Here is an 18,142-nt window from a genome sequence, read left to right on the forward strand (position 1 = left end):
GATATTTATGTACAGGAATTATTTCTACATCGACCGGGTGGAGATCGTATTGTATCAGAAACCCCGAGATATTGTCCGGAGTACGGAAGGAAAGCTTTTGTTTCGGGACTTGAAACCTTATTTACAGATATTCGGATATTTTTCTGTAGTGGACAGAGACAACTGGTCCGGTGAAATGTATAAGTACAGAGATAACATACCGGAGAAATACGATGACAGGCCCGTATATGGAATCGGTATGGAGGATAATCCCGATGCGGATACATTGCCGCCAAAGCGGCTGGTGATCGTGCTTTCAGAGAATGAAAAGGAAGAATCATGAAAAAGTTTATCTCTTTTCAGATACATGAGGATTACGGAAAGATCTTCTGGATCAGAGATGATCTGTATCGGGAAAACTACCATAATGTGATCGAACCGTTGATCTATTATCCGGGAAATCGAAGATTCCTGAGTCCTCCCATCTGCGGATGCGACGAGAATCGGATTTAGAATCCTTCCTTCTTACGAACTAATCTTAACTCTCTTCTCTTAATGGCATTATCCCATTCCATGCGTTCCCCGTCGTTTTCTAAAATGAGGCCGGGAACCGGAGTGGGCTTTCCATCGTCGCCCATGGCTACCATGACAAAATAAGCCCGGTTGATGGGGTGTCTGGTGCCGTCCTGCTCCTCGCGGTAGGTATCCACGCGTACTTCCATAGAGGTATGTCCTACATGGGTGACCTTGCCAATCAGTACGATAATGTCATTCAGATAGGCACCGGATTTGAAATACAGGTTATCGATGGCTACGGTGGTGGCATCTCTGCCGCAATGTCTTCTGGCGGTGGCACCGGCTACTTCGTCGATCCATTCCAAAAGTCTTCCGCCGAACAGTCTGCCGAAGCCGTTGATATCCGGATGAATGACTACGTGCAGCTGATGGGTCTCGGAATCGGAGACTTTTTTTGCGGGAAGTGTACTCGTCTTTTTTTCTGTATTTTCAGTCGTATCTGCTGTATTCATAGTTGTAAAACCTCACATATATTTTGAAATCTAAAATTCTTCACTCAAAACGACGCAAACAGTAAGTGGGGCAGCGTCTGCACATATATAAAGATAGTATAGCACATTTTGGAAAAAAATGCCATCCGTATATGATTTTCGGTTTTGGGATATTCTATTGTGTGCAGAAAAAGATCATTTGCAGATCCTTTGATAACTGCCGGGAGCAGAACTTTGCGAAAGGGGAACGGAGATGCTGATCAGACAATTATTGCTCATAGTAACCGGGGCCAGTTACGGCCTGCTGTCGGCAGCCGGAGTGTTTACAGTGCTGGTGGCGGTGGGGCTGATCCCCCGGTTCGCAGGCAAGACCCATACCGCACGTTATGTACTTCTCTATGAGGAAATGGTCATTTTCGGGACGCTGGCGGGATGTTTTGTTACGATTTTCCCAGAGTACAGTCAGTGGGGAAATTATCTGCGGGAACACTTCCCGGAACAGATGAGGCTGTGGACGGCAGCGGGCATTGGAGCACAGGCGGTTTTCGGGCTGTTTGCCGGAATGTTCATCGGCTGTCTGGCGCTGGCCATTGCTGAGATGCTGGACAGTATTCCTATTTTTGCCAGAAGAATCTCTTTCCGCCACGGGCTGGGCGGGGCCATTCTGGGGATGGCAGCGGGAAAGATCTGCGGGTCACTGTTTTATTTTGCCACAGAACTGCATCGGACCGTGCAATAAGCAGGGGAATTCTTCCGGAGGAGCAAGCACACAAATAATATGGACAATCTGGGAAAATATGTCTATGCAGAGCAGAAACGGCAGGAAGGGACAGGGTATATGAAGCAGCAGACGGTTTATCTGAAATGTGACAGAAGTGCGGAGGTGCAGGCACAGGATGTTTTCCTGAAAGATGTGGCAGAGATTCGCTGTCAGGATCCGGTATTGCAGGCAAAACTAAAAGCCATCAAAATTTATCATTTTCCCAAGGACGGCGAAAAACGATGTGTGATCAGTTGTCTGAAACTGGTAAGTCTTATGGAAGAAATCTGTCCGGAGATCGATGTGCAGGTGGTTGGAGAGACAGATGTGCTGGTGGAATGGATCTGTGTGAACAGACACAAAGGCTGGCAGCAGTGGATCAAGGCTGCTTTTGTGTGCCTGATCAGCTTTTTCGGTACAGCCTATACGATCATGGCTTACCATAATGATGTGGGGATCAATGAGGTTTTCACGGAAGTGTACCGGATGGCCATGGGTGCTGAACCCGGAGGCTTGAATACGTTGGAAGTATTCTATTCTCTTGGGCTGGCAGCTGGCATTATCGTTTTCTTCAATCATGTCGGTGGCAGGCGCCTGACCAAGGATCCTACCCCCGTCGAAGTCTCCATCAAAAACTACGAGACCGACGTGGATAAGACCCTGATCGAACAAGCAGGAAGAGAAGGAAAAGAGCTGGAAAGCTGACCTTCCCTTATTTTAGCGGAATCATTTCGGAATAAGAGGTATTCCCCTGGGAATCCTTCATGAAGAAGATGCATACGTAATTTTCCGGGTGATTCAGCGGCTGTACCACGGTATGATAATCACCGGTCAGATCCACATCGAAGCCCATCATCCAGCCGGATTTTTCCCAGTCGAAGAAGTTCAACAGATTACCGTTATCATCCCGGGTCACGTAGCTGCATCTTGCCATTAAGGACATAGTCTCATAGTCATCCAGATGGATCAACTGCTTGCTGGCACTCTGCAATTCCGCATCGTCATGATCCAGAGGAATCGCACTACGGATGATACCATCGGGATATTCGTCGCTGACGACGATCTGTACTTTCGCCGTCTGGGATTCCCAGTTGTCAGTATAATTCATCAGCACCGCATGTGCCAGATAACGATTCTCTGTGTCGCTGATATCGGTCTCTGTCAGGATCATGGGAATATCGGAGAGACCGTCCTGATCCTGCATGTAGACAGCGTTATTTTTGTAAGCAGCATGTAAGAAACCATTTTCATCCAGAGTCACACGGGTACTTCCCTGAATGAAGAGATACATATCATCGGCACGTTCGTCTTCCTCCGCGGTAATATAGCCTTCGTCCCTGGCTTTGCAGAGGATGTAGTAGCCGCCGGAGGCAAAGTTCGCCTGCTGTTCGGGGGTCAGCTGCAAGGTAATGTCGGATTCATCGTAAGCACCGTCGTTCTGGGTGGTGACGGAAGTCTCCGCATTGGAGATCTCTCGATCTGCCAGCAGGGTGTCACCGTTTTCAATGGCGTAAAAGTCTTCCAGAAAACGGGTGTAATTGGGAGCAAAGTCCAGATAATATAACATTTCAATGCAGGCATCCCGGTAATCCGTATCCGTCTGGTAAGGATAGCAGATAGAGATTCCTCCGGCATTGTCCATGTTGGTGTCGGAATAGACGATACAGTTTTCTACGGCCTCTGTGGCAGCCTGTGCGGCTTCAGAATCATTCCCCACCAGTTCTAACAGATGCAGGACATCCACCATGCCGTAATTCATATCGGAGGAGTAAGTACCGAAGTCTCTCACCCGTGCACGGTTACGCACCAGTCTGGGGTAATTCTGCACATCCAGAGAAGTGTCCAGTTCCGCAAAATAATCGTTCAGAGCTTCTTCGGCTTCAGCATAGGCGCTCAGATCGACGCAGGAGAGCGTCAGGTCGGAATACAGATTCGGATAGATGTCGAAGACGTATTCCCCGTAATCCATGTAGGAATCCACGATATATTCCCCCATGACATCGCCCGGGATCACCTCATCGGACAGCTCTGACAGGAAATCGTAATTCCAGCCCCAACCGGGTTCGGTCTCCTGGGAGGCAATCATATAGTTGGCGTAGGGAGCCAGCACGGAAGCCACTTCCAGGGAACTCATCAGGCAGGCATCAAAGCCGATCCATTCCAGTTTTGTCATGTGTGCACCCACGGAATCTTCCAGCGCCTCGGACAGTTCATCCAGCGTCAGAAGGTCACGGAAATTCTCATCTACGCCGTAGCCCAGCACTGGTCCGCCGCCGTGATCCCAGAGGATCAGGCTGTAGGAATCTGCCGGGAAGAAATCAAAACCGTAATTTAAAAAGCTGCTCAAAGTCAGGGGATCCCCCATGTTTTCCGCCGGATAGGTATCCACGGGGACGAAACCGGTGTCGGTCAACAGCAGGACGGTGCATTCGTCACTGGACAGGCCGCGGTCCTGCCATTCGGATGCACCACCGGCATAGACCAGAATATTATTGTGCGCTGTGTCCACTCCGGCCGTTTCCATCTCGTCCAGATCCAGACTGGCATTACCGTAATCGGATTCCAGATCTGAGCCTACCAGATAGACCATGATGGTCTGGACCTCACCGATAGCATCCAGCGAGTCGTAATCCATCTGGGGAATAGGGGTGGAAGACGGCTGTGATTCGGTATGGTAAGTACCATGACCGTGAGGCGAGGATGCCTGCGAATTGTTTTGTCCGGCATACTCCAGGATCTGTGCAAATACGCCCATAGGCGTGGTACGGATGCGGCACCCGGTCAGAACCACGGGGACCAGCAGCAGACCCCAAAGGGCCCGTAACTTTTTCCTTGTTCTTTTTTTCATAATAATCTCCCTCATGAAATAAAATTTATACTCATCGCCCATTATCGCATGAAAAAAAGAGAGCGTCAAACAGTGTAATTGCTTACAATCTGAAAAAATACCAAAGAAAAAACAAAATTCTGGTTCTTTTTTTTTCGTAAAAAGATGGGGAGCCGGAATCCGGTGGACAGTCAGAACCACAGGAAAGAAGAAAAGACTTTTTTACAGGAAAACGGTGTGGACCTCATGATCCGGGTACATGACACCGGAATCGGTATGGCCATCACGGATCAGCTGGTACAGCTCATGGGCGGAGAAATCGTCGTAGAGAGTCTGAAAGATAAGGGCTCGGATTTCACCGTGTTTTTTCAGCTGCCTCTGGCAGAGGAAGGCAGTATCGAAGAGAAAACGACAACAGAGAATCGGGAACAGAATGCGGATAACGCGTTCCGCGGCCGCAGGATCCTGCGACCGCGGAGGTCTATTTCGACGGTATTGGATGGCTTCCGGTGGATGTGACACCGGGGTATTATTATGACGCGGTGAAATTGCAGCAGATGGTGGCGACACCGGATATGGTGCACAAGACACTGGCAGAAGATCATAATCTTATGGATGCGGAACAGATCATGGATACCGGAAATGATATGGATACCGCCGTGGCAGAGGTTGCGGAGCTGTTGAGAAGTCTGTTTTTATGGAAGAAAACTGTGTTAAAAGAAAATTTGTAAATAGAAGCATACATAAAAAGAGTGAAAAAGGACATTCTGTTATCAGAGAGAGCAGTCACAGAGTCTGCCTGCCGTGCAAGCGGCCGGGCGGCGGAAAGGCATGGTACATCTATGAAACAGGAAGACACAAAACAGGGCAATCAGCAGAAGATGCAGAAAGAGACCCCGCATATGTCCGGGAATCCGGCACAACCGGATGTACAGCAGAAGCAGGAATACGAACAGTATGTCAAATCGGTGACTCCCACCCACAATCTGTGGGCACAGATGGGAAAAGCGTTTCTGACCGGTGGGATCATCTGCTGTATCGGGCAGGGAATCCTGAACTATACCGGCAATGTGCTGGGAATGGATCCCCAGACGGCAGGCAGCTGGTGTTCCCTGATCCTGGTGTTTGCATCGGTGGTACTCACGGCATTGCATATTTATCCCAAGATCGTCAAATGGGGAGGTGCAGGAGCCTTAGTACCCATCACCGGCTTTGCCAATTCCGTGACAGCCCCGGCGGTGGAATACCAGAAAGAAGGCCAGGTATTCGGTATCGGCTGCAAGATATTCACCATTGCAGGACCTGTGATCCTGTACGGAATTTTCGCCAGCTGGGCATTGGGACTGATCTGCTGGGTGCTGCAGATGTTCGGGATCCAATTGTAAGTTGAACTGAAATAGAAAACAGTGTAAAATGACTTTGTCCGGACGCGGTTTCGGGCAAAGTTTTTTTATGAAATGTTAAAGGAGAGATTACCATGCAGATAGGAAAAGAGATGGCGATCCCGTCCATCCTGAAGATCGGAAACGGGGCATTAGGTAAGATCGGTGGTTATTTAAAAACGGAAGGTCTGGATCAGGTAGTGTTATTTTTCGGTAACGGACTGATCGATATGTTCGGAGAGCTGGTCATGAATTCACTGAAGGAAGCGGACGTGAATGTTCTGGAATACAATGAATTGGATACGGTGGATATTGACGATATCATTACGCTGGCTTTCGCAATTCCCAACAAGGCAAAGGCGGTGATCTCTATCGGTGGAGGCAAGGTCATCGATGCCGGAAAATATGCGGCATTTCTGCGGAACCTTCCTTTTATCAGTGTGCCGACTTCCAGTTCAAGCGACGGCTTTTCCAGTGCCAGCGCATCTCTTCTGGTGCAGGGAAAGCGTACTTCTGTCCCTGCCAGACTGGCTTATGGCATTATCGTGGATACCCAGGTGATCCGTACCGCTCCGGAGAAGTTCATTTACTCCGGCATCGGAGATATGATTTCCAAGATCACGGCACTCTATGACTGGATTTTCGAAGAAAAGGCCGGCTGCGGTGAGGTGAATGATTTTGCAGTGATGATCGCAAAGAAAGCGGTGAACAGCTTCGTTCGTACCCCTTATGAGAGCATCAAGGACGAGCTGTTCCTAAAAGAACTGCTGGATTCTCTGGCCATGAGCGGTATTGCCAACGAGATTGCCGGCAGCAGTGCCCCTACCAGCGGAAGTGAGCACCTGATTTCCCATGCATTGGATAAGATCCTGGAAGTGCCGCAGCTTCATGGCATCCAGGTAGGTATTGCCACCTATATCATGGCAAAGGTACAGGATCACCGTTACATCCGTGTCAGCACGGTACTTAAAGATACCGGATTCTGGGATTACGTGGCAACCTTACATATGAAGAAGGCCGATTTCCTCAAAGCCATCGACATGGCTCCCACCATCAAACCCCACCGCCATACCTATCTCCACGAGGAAGAATACCGCGAAGCAGCAAAGAAACTGGTGCTGGAAGATGAAGTCCTGAACCGGGTACTGAAGGATTGACGGAGTTTATAAAGAGTTTATACTTTTTTTCTTGCAAACATAAAAGATTGCGTTATAATGTTAGATGGCTAACAAAAATGGTTAGCTATCTAACATTTTTATTTACGCGAGCAACGAGCCAAAGTCCGTGCTTGCACGAGACCTTGGCGACTGCCGCGATAACTTGAGAAACTCGCGAAGCGTGTTTCTCATAGTTTGCGCGAGTAGAGAGGAAAATCCCATGCTGGCATGAGGATTTGACGAACACCGCATTAGAGGCATAGGAGATAAGGAGGCAGGATGAACGAGGAGACAAGTGTACTGACGAACCGTCAGCTTGGATTTGAGATCAAGGCCGCCAACAACATGATCCGCCGGAAGATCGATGCGATCTTTGCTCAGATGGAAGGAAATGAAATCAACGGAATGCAGGGGCCGCTGTTGGGATATCTGTATCACAAGAGCCGGAACGGCGATGTATATCAGAAGGATGTGGAGAAGGAATTCCGAATCCGCAGATCCACGGCAACGGTAATGCTCCAAAGTCTGGAACAGAAGGGCTATATCGTCCGGGTGGCATCCACGGAGGATGCCCGACTGAAAAGGATCCTGTTGACGGAGAAAGCAATCGAGCATCACAATCTGATCGAAGAGCAGATCCGGGATTTCAACCGAGAGCTGGAGAACGGTATTACCGAAGAAGAGAAGCAGACATTCTTAACTATTTTAGATAAGATGATGCAGAATCTGGGACAGGACAGCAGGCGGACCGGACGTTGTAACGGGCCATGCCGGAACGAGTGATGCTGGCAGTCATGCATAACAGAGAGGTTACAAAACATTTATTATAGGATAGAAAAATACAAGAAAGGAAACCAGCTATGATCAAAACATTAGCAAAACAGATCAAGGAATATAAGAGTGCATCTCTTGTAACTCCTATTTTCATGATCCTGGAAGTAGCCATGGAAATGGTGATTCCGCTCCTGATGGCATCCATCATTGATGACGGCGTGCAGGCGGGAGATATGAAACATATTTTTGTCATCGGTTGTTACATGATCCTGGCAGCTATTGTCGGATTGTTCGCCGGTGTCATGGGTGGTAAATACGGTGCGAAAGCATCCACCGGTTTTGCCAGAAATTTAAGAGAGGCCATGTATGAGAACATTCAGACCTTCTCTTTCTCCAACATTGATAAGTTCTCCACGGCAGGACTGGTCACCCGTATGACCACGGATGTTACCAATATCCAGAACGCTTACCAGATGCTCTTACGTATGTGCTTCCGCGCACCGGTCAGCCTGATCTGTGCTATGCTGATGGCGTTCCTGATCAATGCAAGAGTGGCAAGCATTTATCTGGTGGCGGTAGTGTTCCTTGGAATCGTTATCATTTTTATTATGAGAGCAGTGTCCAAGTATTTCAGTGAAGTATTCAAGAAATACGATGATTTAAATGCCAGCGTACAGGAGAACGTAGCCGCACAGCGTGTGGTAAAGGCTTATGTGCGTGAGGACTATGAGATCGACAAGTTCCATAAGGCCAGCTACAACATCTACAAGATGTTCAAAAAAGCAGAATGTACCATGACTTATGTATGGCCGGTAATGCAGTTTACCGTATACGGCTGTATCCTTGGAATCAGCTGGCTTGGCGCTCACATGATCGTTGCCAGCCAGTTGACCACCGGTGAACTGATGAGCCTGCTGACCTACTGCATGAGTATCCTGATGAATCTGATGATGTTAGCCATGATCTTCGTTATGATGACCATGAGTGCAGCCAGTGCAAGGCGTATTGCAGAAGTACTGGAAGAGAAGGCAGATATCACCAATCCTGAACAGCCTGACTACGATGTGACAGACGGTAGTATCCGTTTTGATCATGTGACCTTCCGCTATAACAAACAGAGTGAGAAGCCGGTACTGGATGATTTGAACTTTGAGATCAAAGCCGGAGAGACCATCGGTATTCTGGGTGGTACCGGTAGTTCCAAGACCAGTCTGGTGAACCTCATCAGCCGTCTGTATGATGTAAATGAGGGTACGGTCTATGTCGGCGGTAAGGATGTCAGAAGCTATGATCTGGAGACTCTGCGTAACGAAGTATCCGTAGTATTACAGAAGAACGTGCTGTTCTCCGGTACCATCTTAGAGAATCTCCGTTGGGGCGATGAGAATGCTACTGAAGAGGAATGCATCCGTGCCTGTCGTCTGGCCTGCGCCGATGAATTCATTGAGAAGATGCCAGAGAAATACAATACCTATATTGAACAGGGCGGAAGTAACGTATCCGGCGGACAGAAGCAGAGACTGTGTATTGCCAGAGCACTGCTGAAAAAGCCGAAGGTACTGATTCTGGATGACTCTACCAGTGCCGTGGATACCGCTACCGATGCGAAGATCCGTAAGGCATTTGCCACGGAGATCCCCGGTACGACGAAAATCATCATTGCACAGCGTATCTCCAGTATTCAGGATGCAGATCGTATCATCGTTATGGATAACGGTAAGATCGATGCATTTGCACCTCACGAAGAACTGCTTCGTACTAATGAGATCTATAAGGAAGTATATGAAGCCCAGACCCAGACGGGTGGCGGCGACTTTGATGAGAATGGAGGTGAGTCATAATGCCAGGACCTATGGGCGGCGGAATGCGTGGACCCGGCAGAAGAATGCAGGGCGGTACACGTATTGAGAATCCGGGAAAAGTATTTAAACGACTGATGGCATATATCTTTAAAAATTATGGCATTCACTTTATCTTTGTGTTGATCTGTATTGTACTGAGCGTTGTGGCAAGCATTCAGGGTACTCTGTTCATGCAGAGACTGATCGATGACTATATCATGCCCATGATCGGACAGAAGACTCCTGACTTTGGCAATCTGTTCCGGGAAATTGTCCGTGTGGCTGGTTTTTATCTGGTCGGTGTGGCGGCCACTTATGCTTACAACCGTATCATGGTAACCATAACTCAGGGAACACTGAAGAATCTCCGTGATGATCTGTTCGAACACATGGAAAAGCTGCCGATCAAGTATTTTGATACCCATTCCCACGGCGATATCATGTCCATTTACACCAATGATATTGATACTTTACGTCAGATGATCAGCCAGAGTATCCCGCAGGTATTTTCCAGCTTCATCACCGTAGTCGGTACCCTGGGAAGTATGCTGGTATTAAGTGTGCCTCTGACAGCAGTCAGTCTGATCATGGTGGCACTGATGATGTTCGTCACTGGTAAGGTAGCGGGCTTAAGCGGAAAATATTTCGTAAAGCAGCAGAAGAATATCGGTAAAGTCAACGGTTACATTGAGGAAATGATGGAAGGCCAGAAGGTAGTCAAAGTATTCTGCCATGAAGATAAGAGTCTGGAGGAGTTCAAGGCTCTGAATGATGAACTGTGCGACAGCGCATACAATGCGAATAAGTTCGCAAACCTGATGGGACCCATCAATGCCCAGCTGGGTAACTTAAGCTATGTGGTATGTGCCATCGTCGGTGGTGCCATGGCGCTGGGTGGTTTCGCAGGACTGACGCTGGGTAAGCTTGCCAGCTTCTTAACTTTTAACAAGAGCTTCAACATGCCTATCAGCCAGGTCAGCCAGCAGCTGAACAGTATCGTTATGGCACAGGCTGGTGCCAAGAGAGTCTTCGATCTGCTGGATGAGCCGGTAGAGACCGACGAGGGATATGTGACCATCGTCCGTGCCAAGAAGGTAAACGGCAAGATCGTGGAGTGTACCGAGAGAACCGGTATGTGGGCATGGAAGCATGTGCATCAGGCAGATGGTTCCGTAGATTATATTGAATTACAGGGTGAAGTAGTATTCGATGATGTGGACTTCGGCTACAATGATGACAAGATCGTGCTGCATAACATCGAGATGTATGCAAAGCCCGGTCAGAAGATTGCATTTGTAGGCTCCACCGGTGCCGGCAAGACCACGATCACGAACCTGATCAACCGTTTTTATGATATTCAGGATGGTAAGATCCGTTACGACGGCATCAATATCAACAAGATCAAAAAAGCGGATCTGCGGAAGTCTCTGGGTATCGTATTGCAGGATACCCATTTGTTCACCGCTACCGTTATGGACAATATTCGTTTCGGTAAGCTGGATGCTACAGACGAGGAAGTCATTGCCGCAGCAAAACTGGCTAACGCGGATACCTTTATCCGTCAGCTTCCGGATGGTTACAACACAGTCCTCACCGGTGACGGTGCGAACTTAAGCCAGGGTCAGAGACAACTGCTTTCTATTGCCAGAGCAGCCGTAGCGGATCCTCCGGTACTGATCCTGGATGAGGCTACCAGCTCTATCGATACCCGTACCGAGAAAATTGTACAGGACGGCATGGATAAGTTGATGAAAGGAAGAACCACTTTCGTCATCGCCCACAGACTTTCTACTGTCAAGAACAGTGACTGCATCATGGTTCTGGAACAGGGCCGCATCATCGAGCGCGGCAACCACGATGAACTCATCGCCCAGAAGGGCAGATATTATCAGTTGTATACCGGTAATGCGATCGCTGAGGGGTAAGTGAATAGATATGCTATACCAAAAAACAGTGCCTGGATTGGCACTGTTTTTTATATGAAGTATTTTATAAAAATGACTTAACCCGAGATCAACACCCAGGTATCCCGCCAGCGTAAGTATTTTACTACAAAATCCACATCCACCGGCTGACCCGAAAGTACCGGATAGAACAGCAGGAACAGACCGAAGGCCAGCACGGCATAGGCACAGCAGATGACTGCAAAAGTGCGGTTGGATACCCGCTTTTTCAGCTGCATCAGGCTGTACACGATCATCAGTACCACAAACGGTGTGCTGGGGAAATAGTGGTAGATGAAGGTGATTCTGGTGACGAAGAACCAGGGCAGATATTGCGCCAGGTAGCCAACCACCAGAAATGCGGCAGCATGATATTCTCTGCGGGACAGGGGAGTTGTCGCAGAGGAAGCGTCAGCTTTGCCTGTCAGGGCACGCAGGAAACTGCTGTGGGCGACAAGCAGATACAGCACATACAAAAATGCCGGAATGCCGACCCACCACACCAGAGGATTACCGAAGGCACTGATCCCTTCCTTGACGGCATCAGTCACATAACCGGAATAATACCAGATCGGGCGGACCATAGTGGGCCACTGATACCAGGAAGAGGAATAAGGATGCGTTGCCTCCAGGCCGCTGTGATAGTTGAACATGGAAGTCTGGTTGGTCAGCATACGGTCAAAAAGTCCCGGATGGGAATTGTCTACAAAGGGCAGGTAGGACAACAGATAGATTACGGCCGGAACCAGCACGAAAAAGGTCAGGCAGAAGTCGATCGTCTTTACCGTATAATCCGGGAATTTCTTTACAATCTGCTGATGCTCCATGCCGTTGGTGCTTTTTCCGGGATGGGCTTTGGCATAGAGGTATTCCCGGTAGCGTCGCAGCAGATGCGCAAAAAACAGCAGGGCCAGTCCACAGCCCGCATAGATACCGGTCCATTTGCTGGCAATTCCCAGTCCCATGCAGATGCCGCATAAGCCCAGAGGCACAAAGGTCTTATACAACGGTGTATCGTAAAAACTCATAGAACAATAGTAGTACATAAAATAGTACATTGCAATCACAAAGAACGTGATATAAACATCGATGGTGGCAATCCTTGTCTGCGTAAAATGCATAAAATCAAAGGCAAACAGGAAGCAGGCCAGAGCTGCTGCAGGTGTATTCCTTGTCATTTTTTTCCCCAGCAGGTAGATAAACGGCAGCATGGCAATGCCGAACAGAGTACCCATGATACGCCAGCCGAAAGGATTCATTCCAAAGATGGCAACACCCAGGGCGATGAAGATCTTGCCCAGAGGCGGGTGGGTATTTTCGTAGGTCGGCAGGCCGTGAAGGAACTCGTAAGCCGTGCGTGCGTGATAGATTTCATCGAAATACATGCTGTTGCGGAAGGAATAGCGTTCCGGGTACAGATCGCTTTCGTCAAACAGTGTAGGGTAGGCATCTGCGTTCAACGGGCGTGTGATGTTGCCATTCGCGTCCAGGAAGACCAGTTCAATCAGAGAGGCATCATTATCCGTCAATGACAGACGCAGATATCTGGTTGTGGCAGACACATCAGAAGTACCGTTTTCTGTGGCCTGTGTCAGCAGATCCTGCAGGGAGACATCCTGCCAGGTGAAGACATTGTTTAAAATGATCTCACCGAGATAAGTCCAGGAGCCTTCGGCATTACTTTTGACATCCATCCCAAAATGTCGCTGGTGCCAGGGAGCCAGATAACTGGCCATAGTCACAGGCAGCGCATCTTCGGGGAATTCCAGCTCGATGGCCTGTAATTCTCCCGACATATCATAAGTTGTTGTCGGAGCTTTGCGGTCTCCCAGATCATAGAGGGCAAAGCAACTGTACAGAATACCGATTGCCAGCAACAGGCACAGATCCGGTTTCGTGAAATGGATTCTCTCTTCGGAAGGAATGGGCTCCAGGGGAGAGAGAAAATATTCTCGAAGTCTTTGTCCGAGTCCTGCGGCAGATCTTGTGGAAGCAGTATGCCCGGAAGCTCTGCGGCCTGTTGCGGTCTGCGTCTTCGCATTGGTGGCAGTCCCTGTTTCATCGTGAACATAATATTTCCAGATGATCTTATAGAAATAATACAGGCAGCACAACATTCCGGCAGATACCAGCAGAATGATGGGAGCCTTGCGGTCATAATTCTGCGGATCGTAATGGTACAGCACATTGGCGGTGTTGTAAAAATGCAGCACTGCAAATCCACTGAAGCATTTCCAGAGAGGTGTAGAGGGCCGGTACAGGCAGCAGAAAAGCAACAGTGCCAGACCGGGATACATATAACGCTCATGCATACGGACGGAGAACAGGAACATCGTCAGGATGATAAAGGCACCGAGACAGAAATATCTTGAAGGCTCTTTCCGGCAGCGGGCTGCAATAAGGAAGGTAAAGAGTACGATCAGCAGGATCACGATAGTGCCCCAGGTCTTACAGGGCAGGAAGAGGAAAATCGTGTTCTGGTCGACCCAGTTCATTCCTAATAGTCCCCAGAAATTGTAGGCATTGATGGCTGCATATTCATAGGATCCCAACGTTGAAGTATATTGTGAGATCGCAGCGGTTAATCCGAAAGGAGCGCACAGAAGGAGCATCCCGCAGATGACAACCAGACCACCGCACAAATTATAGAAGAATTTCCGCCAGGAAAAATCCTGTAAGAACACATGGTCCCAGATCCCTGTCAGCAGTACCGGCGTGAAGATCAGCATCTGTGGCTTTAACAGGACACCCAGTCCGTAGACAGCATAGGCAGGAAGCAGGTTTCCCTTCATGAGGAACAGGCACATAAGGATGATCATCAGCGTGTATACGGAATCCACCTGTCCCCAACAGGAAGAATTCAGAATGACCGCCGGCTGGAACAGATACGCAGAGGCAGCAAAGATTCCCTGCAGATCGGAAAAATGCAGTCGCTTTACCGCCTCTCTGTGGAGTAGAAACCCACAGGCAATATCACAGAGAATTGCGGGTAATTTTAACAGTAAAATATGCAGATCGGAATAATAAGGAATCTGCAGCAGAGATCGTAACGCTCCGATCAGATACAATACATACATGAAACCGGGCGGATAGTCCGTAAACATCTCGGCAGAATAGAACTGCCCTGGCCCTAAAGTGAAAATCCGGTCAGCCCAGGCTGCAAAACAGGCGATATCATTACTGAAGCCGTGGGTGGTGTATGCAAGGAGCAGGCGCAGAAGCAGGGCACCGCCAAATACAAGAAACAGAAGAGAACGCCGGTTGCCTGTATTGTGGAAATGAGAACTGTTCTGAAAGCCAGTATAGCAGACACCGCACAAAAGCAGTGAAAGCAGTGCAAAAAGATGTATCATAAGATTTTATTCCCCCAATAGTTTCTTATTTAAAATCATACCTTAAAAATATCAAAAAATAACTCTTTCGTAAAGACGAATGCGGAAAAATAAGGTATAATCATTAACAAATTATAACGATTCTTGCAGGAAGGGGAAACTGGCATGAAAAATAAAAAAGCGGAAAATGCGATCACAGCAGTGCTGGCGGCAGCGGTACTGGTGACCGGAGGAATGAGTCTGCATTCTTATCTGTCAGAGCAGAGAGCAAAAAATGAATACGATGCCATCCGCCAGGAGGTGGTGGCAGAGCCTGCGGCGGGGGAAACACAGGAAGAGATTGCGGAGAAAAATTATCCGGAGCTACAGATCGACTTTGCCGAACTTATCAGGAACAACCCGGATTTTCGTGGATGGCTCTATTTCCCGGCATTGGACATCAGTTATCCGGTGGTACAGGGGGAGGACAATGACTATTATCTGAAGCATTCCTTCGAGGGGGAGAGTGTGAATGCTGGATGCATTTTCATGGACTGTGGGGCTTCAGCAGACTGGTCAGACAGGAATACCTTTGTATTCGGACATAATATGCGGGATGAGAGCATGTTTGGGGCTTTTAAAAATTTGCTGAAGGGGACGGCAAGCTGCGAGGAGAATCCTTACTTCTATATATACACGGAAGATAAAGTCTACATTTATGAGATTTTTTCCTATTATGAAACAAAGAGTACCAGTGACCGTTTTGCCACGTTTACCTCAGATGCCTCCTATGATGATTATGTGCAGTGGGCCACGGAACATTCCCTGTATGCTTCAGATGCAGACTTAAGTGACAGGGGAAATATCGTATCCCTATCTACCTGCTACGGCTCATCCGGTACAAAAAGGCGGGCTCTGATCCATGGAGTACTGACAGAAACTGCCGATTATTAGGAATATAGTACTACAAACAGATAAGCAGAGGACAAGAATAAGCAAAAAATCACATTTTTAATAAAAAATCTGAACCCTTTTTGAAAGCACTTCCGTCTTAATAGTTGTAAAGAGGAACGAAAACGTTGTAAAACGTGAAAAACATTGGATTTCATTGAGGGAGAAATCAGATGAGCAGATTTAGCAAGTATGTAAGGGAAAAAGTAGTAAAGGTTCTGGTAGCAGCACTGGTAGCAGGTTCCGTCGCAGGGAACGAGGGGATTACTGTGCAGGCAGCAGGTGCGGATTTAAATGATCCATTTTCATTTGTATTATATACAAATGAATTTGTATCCTCAAATCTGGACCATATTGAGGGAAATGCCGCAATTAGAGAATTAAAGGTTTCCATGGTAAGCTATGGGGGAAAATCTTATCTGGGAGATCTTTCTGCTCCGAATCAGATTCTTAAATATACAGCGTCAGGCAGAACAGACGAAAAGGAACTGATAATTCCGCTTACTAATTCTGACGGAACACAGAACTCTGTTGAGCGGGAAGTGACTGGACAGGGTTATAATATTATAGCTGGTGAAAATAAATTATATACTGGAAATCTTCTGAAGAACTGTGAGGTATGGGATACAGATATTGCATCTGAGATCAGCAATGTCCTGGCAGGTAATATGGTACAGAAAAGCAACGACTTGTATGCTTTGGCGGATGAAAATAACGATACACAACTGGTATTGAATGTAACAAGTGCTGAGTTAAATACCAGGATGGAAGACTATGACAAAGAGATCACCGGCGCAGCTTTTTATGGAAAAACAGTTGTGGTAAATGTAAGTGATTCCGGAACTGTGAATATTACCGGCTGGATGAATGCGCATGGTGCAAAAAAGCAAGCATTGGAACATCAGCTGTGGGCAGACAGAATTATTTGGAACTTTGGCAATGCAACAGAAGTTAATGTAAATTCTATTTTCGGATATATTCTGGCTCCGAATGCAACTGTCTATAATGGCGGAACTGTTGTCGGAGGCATCATAGCGGATAAGTATAAGCAGGGTGGAGAGATTCACTGTCCGTGCGAACCGGATGAGCCGGAACCTACGCCTACGCCGGTAGTAACCGAGGAACCTACGCCGACGCCGACGGTACCGGTGGTAACCGAGGAGCCTACGCCGACACCGACGGTACCGGTGGTAACCGAGGAGCCTACGCCGACACCGACGGTACCGGTGGTAACCGAGGAGCCTACGCCGACACCGACGGTACCGGTGGTAACCGAGGAGCCTACGCCGACACCGACGGTACCGGTGGTAACCGAGGAGCCTACGCCGACACCGACGGTACCGGTGGTAACCGAGGAGCCTACGCCGACACCGACGGTACCGGTGGTAACCGAGGAGCCTACGCCGACACCGACGGTACCGGTGGTAACCGAGGAGCCTACGCCGACACCGACGGTACCGGTGGTAACCGAGGAGCCTACGCCGACACCGACGGTACCGGTGGTAACCGAGGAGCCTACGCCGACACCGACGGTACCGGTGGTAACCGAGGAGCCTACGCCGACACCGACGGTACCGGTGGTAACCGAGGAGCCTACGCCGACACCGACGGTACCGGTGGTAACCGAGGAGCCTACGCCGACACCGACGGTACCGGTGGTAACCGAGGAGCCTACGCCGACACCGACGGTACCGGTGGTAACCGAGGAGCCTACGCCGACACCGACGGTACCGGTGGTAACCGAGGAGCCTACGCCGACACCGACGGTACCGGTAGTAACCGAGGAACCTACACCTACGCCGGTAGTAACCGAGGAGCCTACGCCTACGCCGGTAGTAACCGAGGAGCCTACGCCGACACCGGTAGTAACCGAGGAGCCTACGCCGACACCGACGGTACCGGTGGTAACCAAGGAGCCTACGCCGACACCGACGATACCGGTAGTAACCGAGGAGCCTACGCCGACACCGACGGTACCGGTGGTAACCGAGGAGCCTACGCCGACGCCGACAGTACCGGTGGTAACCGAAGAACCTACGCCTACGCCGACGGTACCGGTGGTAACCGAAGAGCCTACGCCGACACCGACGGTACCGGTGGTAACCGAAGAACCTACGCCGACACCGACGGTACCGGTGGTAACCGAAGAACCTACGCCGACACCGACGGTACCAGTAGTAACCGAGGAACCTACACCAACAGCAACACCT

General features: G+C 49.0%; 16 protein-coding genes. 13 read left to right on the forward strand and 3 right to left on the reverse strand.

Annotated features, from left to right (window positions below; translation table 11 throughout):
• Nucleotides 1–7 precede the first annotated feature (7 nt).
• Entirely contained in the window at nucleotides 8–322 is a 315-nt protein-coding gene (locus DW835_RS02090; RefSeq protein WP_118730596.1) for a hypothetical protein, read from the forward strand.
• On the forward strand, nucleotides 319–492 hold the full coding sequence (locus DW835_RS17885) for a hypothetical protein (RefSeq protein ID WP_182430206.1): 174 nt from the start codon (nucleotides 319–321) through the stop codon (nucleotides 490–492). The genes DW835_RS02090 and DW835_RS17885 overlap by 4 nt, the downstream gene beginning before the upstream one ends.
• Here the strand turns inward: DW835_RS17885 and DW835_RS02095 are convergent.
• Nucleotides 489–1,007, reverse strand: a complete 519-nt coding sequence (locus DW835_RS02095; protein WP_118730597.1) for an acyl-CoA thioesterase — start codon at nucleotides 1,005–1,007, stop codon at nucleotides 489–491. The genes DW835_RS17885 and DW835_RS02095 overlap by 4 nt on opposite strands.
• A gap of 232 nt (nucleotides 1,008–1,239) precedes the next feature.
• On the opposite strand from DW835_RS02095, the gene DW835_RS02100 reads away from it, so the two are divergent.
• On the forward strand, nucleotides 1,240–1,725 hold the full coding sequence (locus DW835_RS02100) for a stage V sporulation protein AB (RefSeq protein WP_022313040.1): 486 nt from the start codon (nucleotides 1,240–1,242) through the stop codon (nucleotides 1,723–1,725).
• A 39-nt stretch (nucleotides 1,726–1,764) separates the two neighbouring features.
• The gene (locus DW835_RS02105) at nucleotides 1,765–2,451 is read left to right on the forward strand and encodes a stage V sporulation protein AA (RefSeq protein ID WP_022313039.1); all 687 of its coding nucleotides are present in this window, start codon (nucleotides 1,765–1,767) and stop codon (nucleotides 2,449–2,451) included.
• Between the two features lie 7 nt (nucleotides 2,452–2,458).
• On the opposite strand, the gene DW835_RS02110 is transcribed toward DW835_RS02105, so the two are convergent.
• On the reverse strand, nucleotides 2,459–4,594 hold the full coding sequence (locus DW835_RS02110; RefSeq protein WP_182430208.1) for a clostripain-related cysteine peptidase: 2,136 nt from the start codon (nucleotides 4,592–4,594) through the stop codon (nucleotides 2,459–2,461).
• Between the two features lie 144 nt (nucleotides 4,595–4,738).
• On the opposite strand from DW835_RS02110, the gene DW835_RS02115 reads away from it, so the two are divergent.
• From DW835_RS02115 to DW835_RS02145, 7 genes are all read left to right on the forward strand, one after another.
• A complete protein-coding gene (locus tag DW835_RS02115; RefSeq protein WP_118730599.1) occupies nucleotides 4,739–5,092 on the forward strand; it encodes an ATP-binding protein in 354 nt (117 codons plus the stop codon).
• Nucleotides 5,083–5,304: a hypothetical protein gene (locus DW835_RS02120; protein WP_118730600.1), complete on the forward strand. Its 222-nt coding sequence runs from the start codon at nucleotides 5,083–5,085 to the stop codon at nucleotides 5,302–5,304. Before DW835_RS02115 ends, DW835_RS02120 begins: the two co-directional genes overlap by 10 nt.
• 171 nt (nucleotides 5,305–5,475) lie before the next feature.
• Nucleotides 5,476–5,958 (forward strand): SpoVA/SpoVAEb family sporulation membrane protein, encoded by a 483-nt coding sequence (locus tag DW835_RS02125; RefSeq protein ID WP_172594844.1) that lies wholly within the window; start codon nucleotides 5,476–5,478, stop codon nucleotides 5,956–5,958.
• Between the two features lie 92 nt (nucleotides 5,959–6,050).
• Nucleotides 6,051–7,112 carry an iron-containing alcohol dehydrogenase family protein gene (locus DW835_RS02130; RefSeq protein ID WP_118504409.1) on the forward strand — a complete coding sequence of 354 codons (1,062 nt, stop codon included), beginning with the start codon at nucleotides 6,051–6,053 and terminating at the stop codon, nucleotides 7,110–7,112.
• A gap of 279 nt (nucleotides 7,113–7,391) precedes the next feature.
• Nucleotides 7,392–7,895, forward strand: a complete 504-nt coding sequence (locus tag DW835_RS02135; protein WP_022313033.1) for a MarR family winged helix-turn-helix transcriptional regulator — start codon at nucleotides 7,392–7,394, stop codon at nucleotides 7,893–7,895.
• Between the two features lie 77 nt (nucleotides 7,896–7,972).
• Nucleotides 7,973–9,727 (forward strand): ABC transporter ATP-binding protein, encoded by a 1,755-nt coding sequence (locus tag DW835_RS02140; protein WP_118668668.1) that lies wholly within the window; start codon nucleotides 7,973–7,975, stop codon nucleotides 9,725–9,727.
• A complete protein-coding gene (locus DW835_RS02145) occupies nucleotides 9,727–11,652 on the forward strand; it encodes an ABC transporter ATP-binding protein (protein WP_117568996.1) in 1,926 nt (641 codons plus the stop codon). Before DW835_RS02140 ends, DW835_RS02145 begins: the two co-directional genes overlap by 1 nt.
• Nucleotides 11,653–11,729: 77 nt before the next feature.
• Here the strand turns inward: DW835_RS02145 and DW835_RS02150 are convergent, their stop codons facing one another.
• Nucleotides 11,730–15,023 (reverse strand): phospholipid carrier-dependent glycosyltransferase, encoded by a 3,294-nt coding sequence (locus DW835_RS02150; protein ID WP_118504412.1) that lies wholly within the window; start codon nucleotides 15,021–15,023, stop codon nucleotides 11,730–11,732.
• 144 nt (nucleotides 15,024–15,167) lie between these two features.
• Between DW835_RS02150 and srtB the strand changes: the two genes are divergently transcribed.
• Entirely contained in the window at nucleotides 15,168–15,935 is a 768-nt protein-coding gene (gene srtB / locus DW835_RS02155) for a class B sortase (RefSeq protein WP_118504414.1), read from the forward strand.
• A gap of 170 nt (nucleotides 15,936–16,105) precedes the next feature.
• Nucleotides 16,106–18,142, forward strand: a 2,037-nt coding sequence (locus DW835_RS02160) for a collagen-binding domain-containing protein (RefSeq protein ID WP_207665406.1), incomplete at its 3' end; no start/stop codon positions are given.

It is taken from the genome of Clostridium sp. AM34-9AC (genome assembly GCF_003480225.1).
GTDB lineage: Bacteria > Bacillota > Clostridia > Lachnospirales > Lachnospiraceae > Acetatifactor > Acetatifactor acetigignens.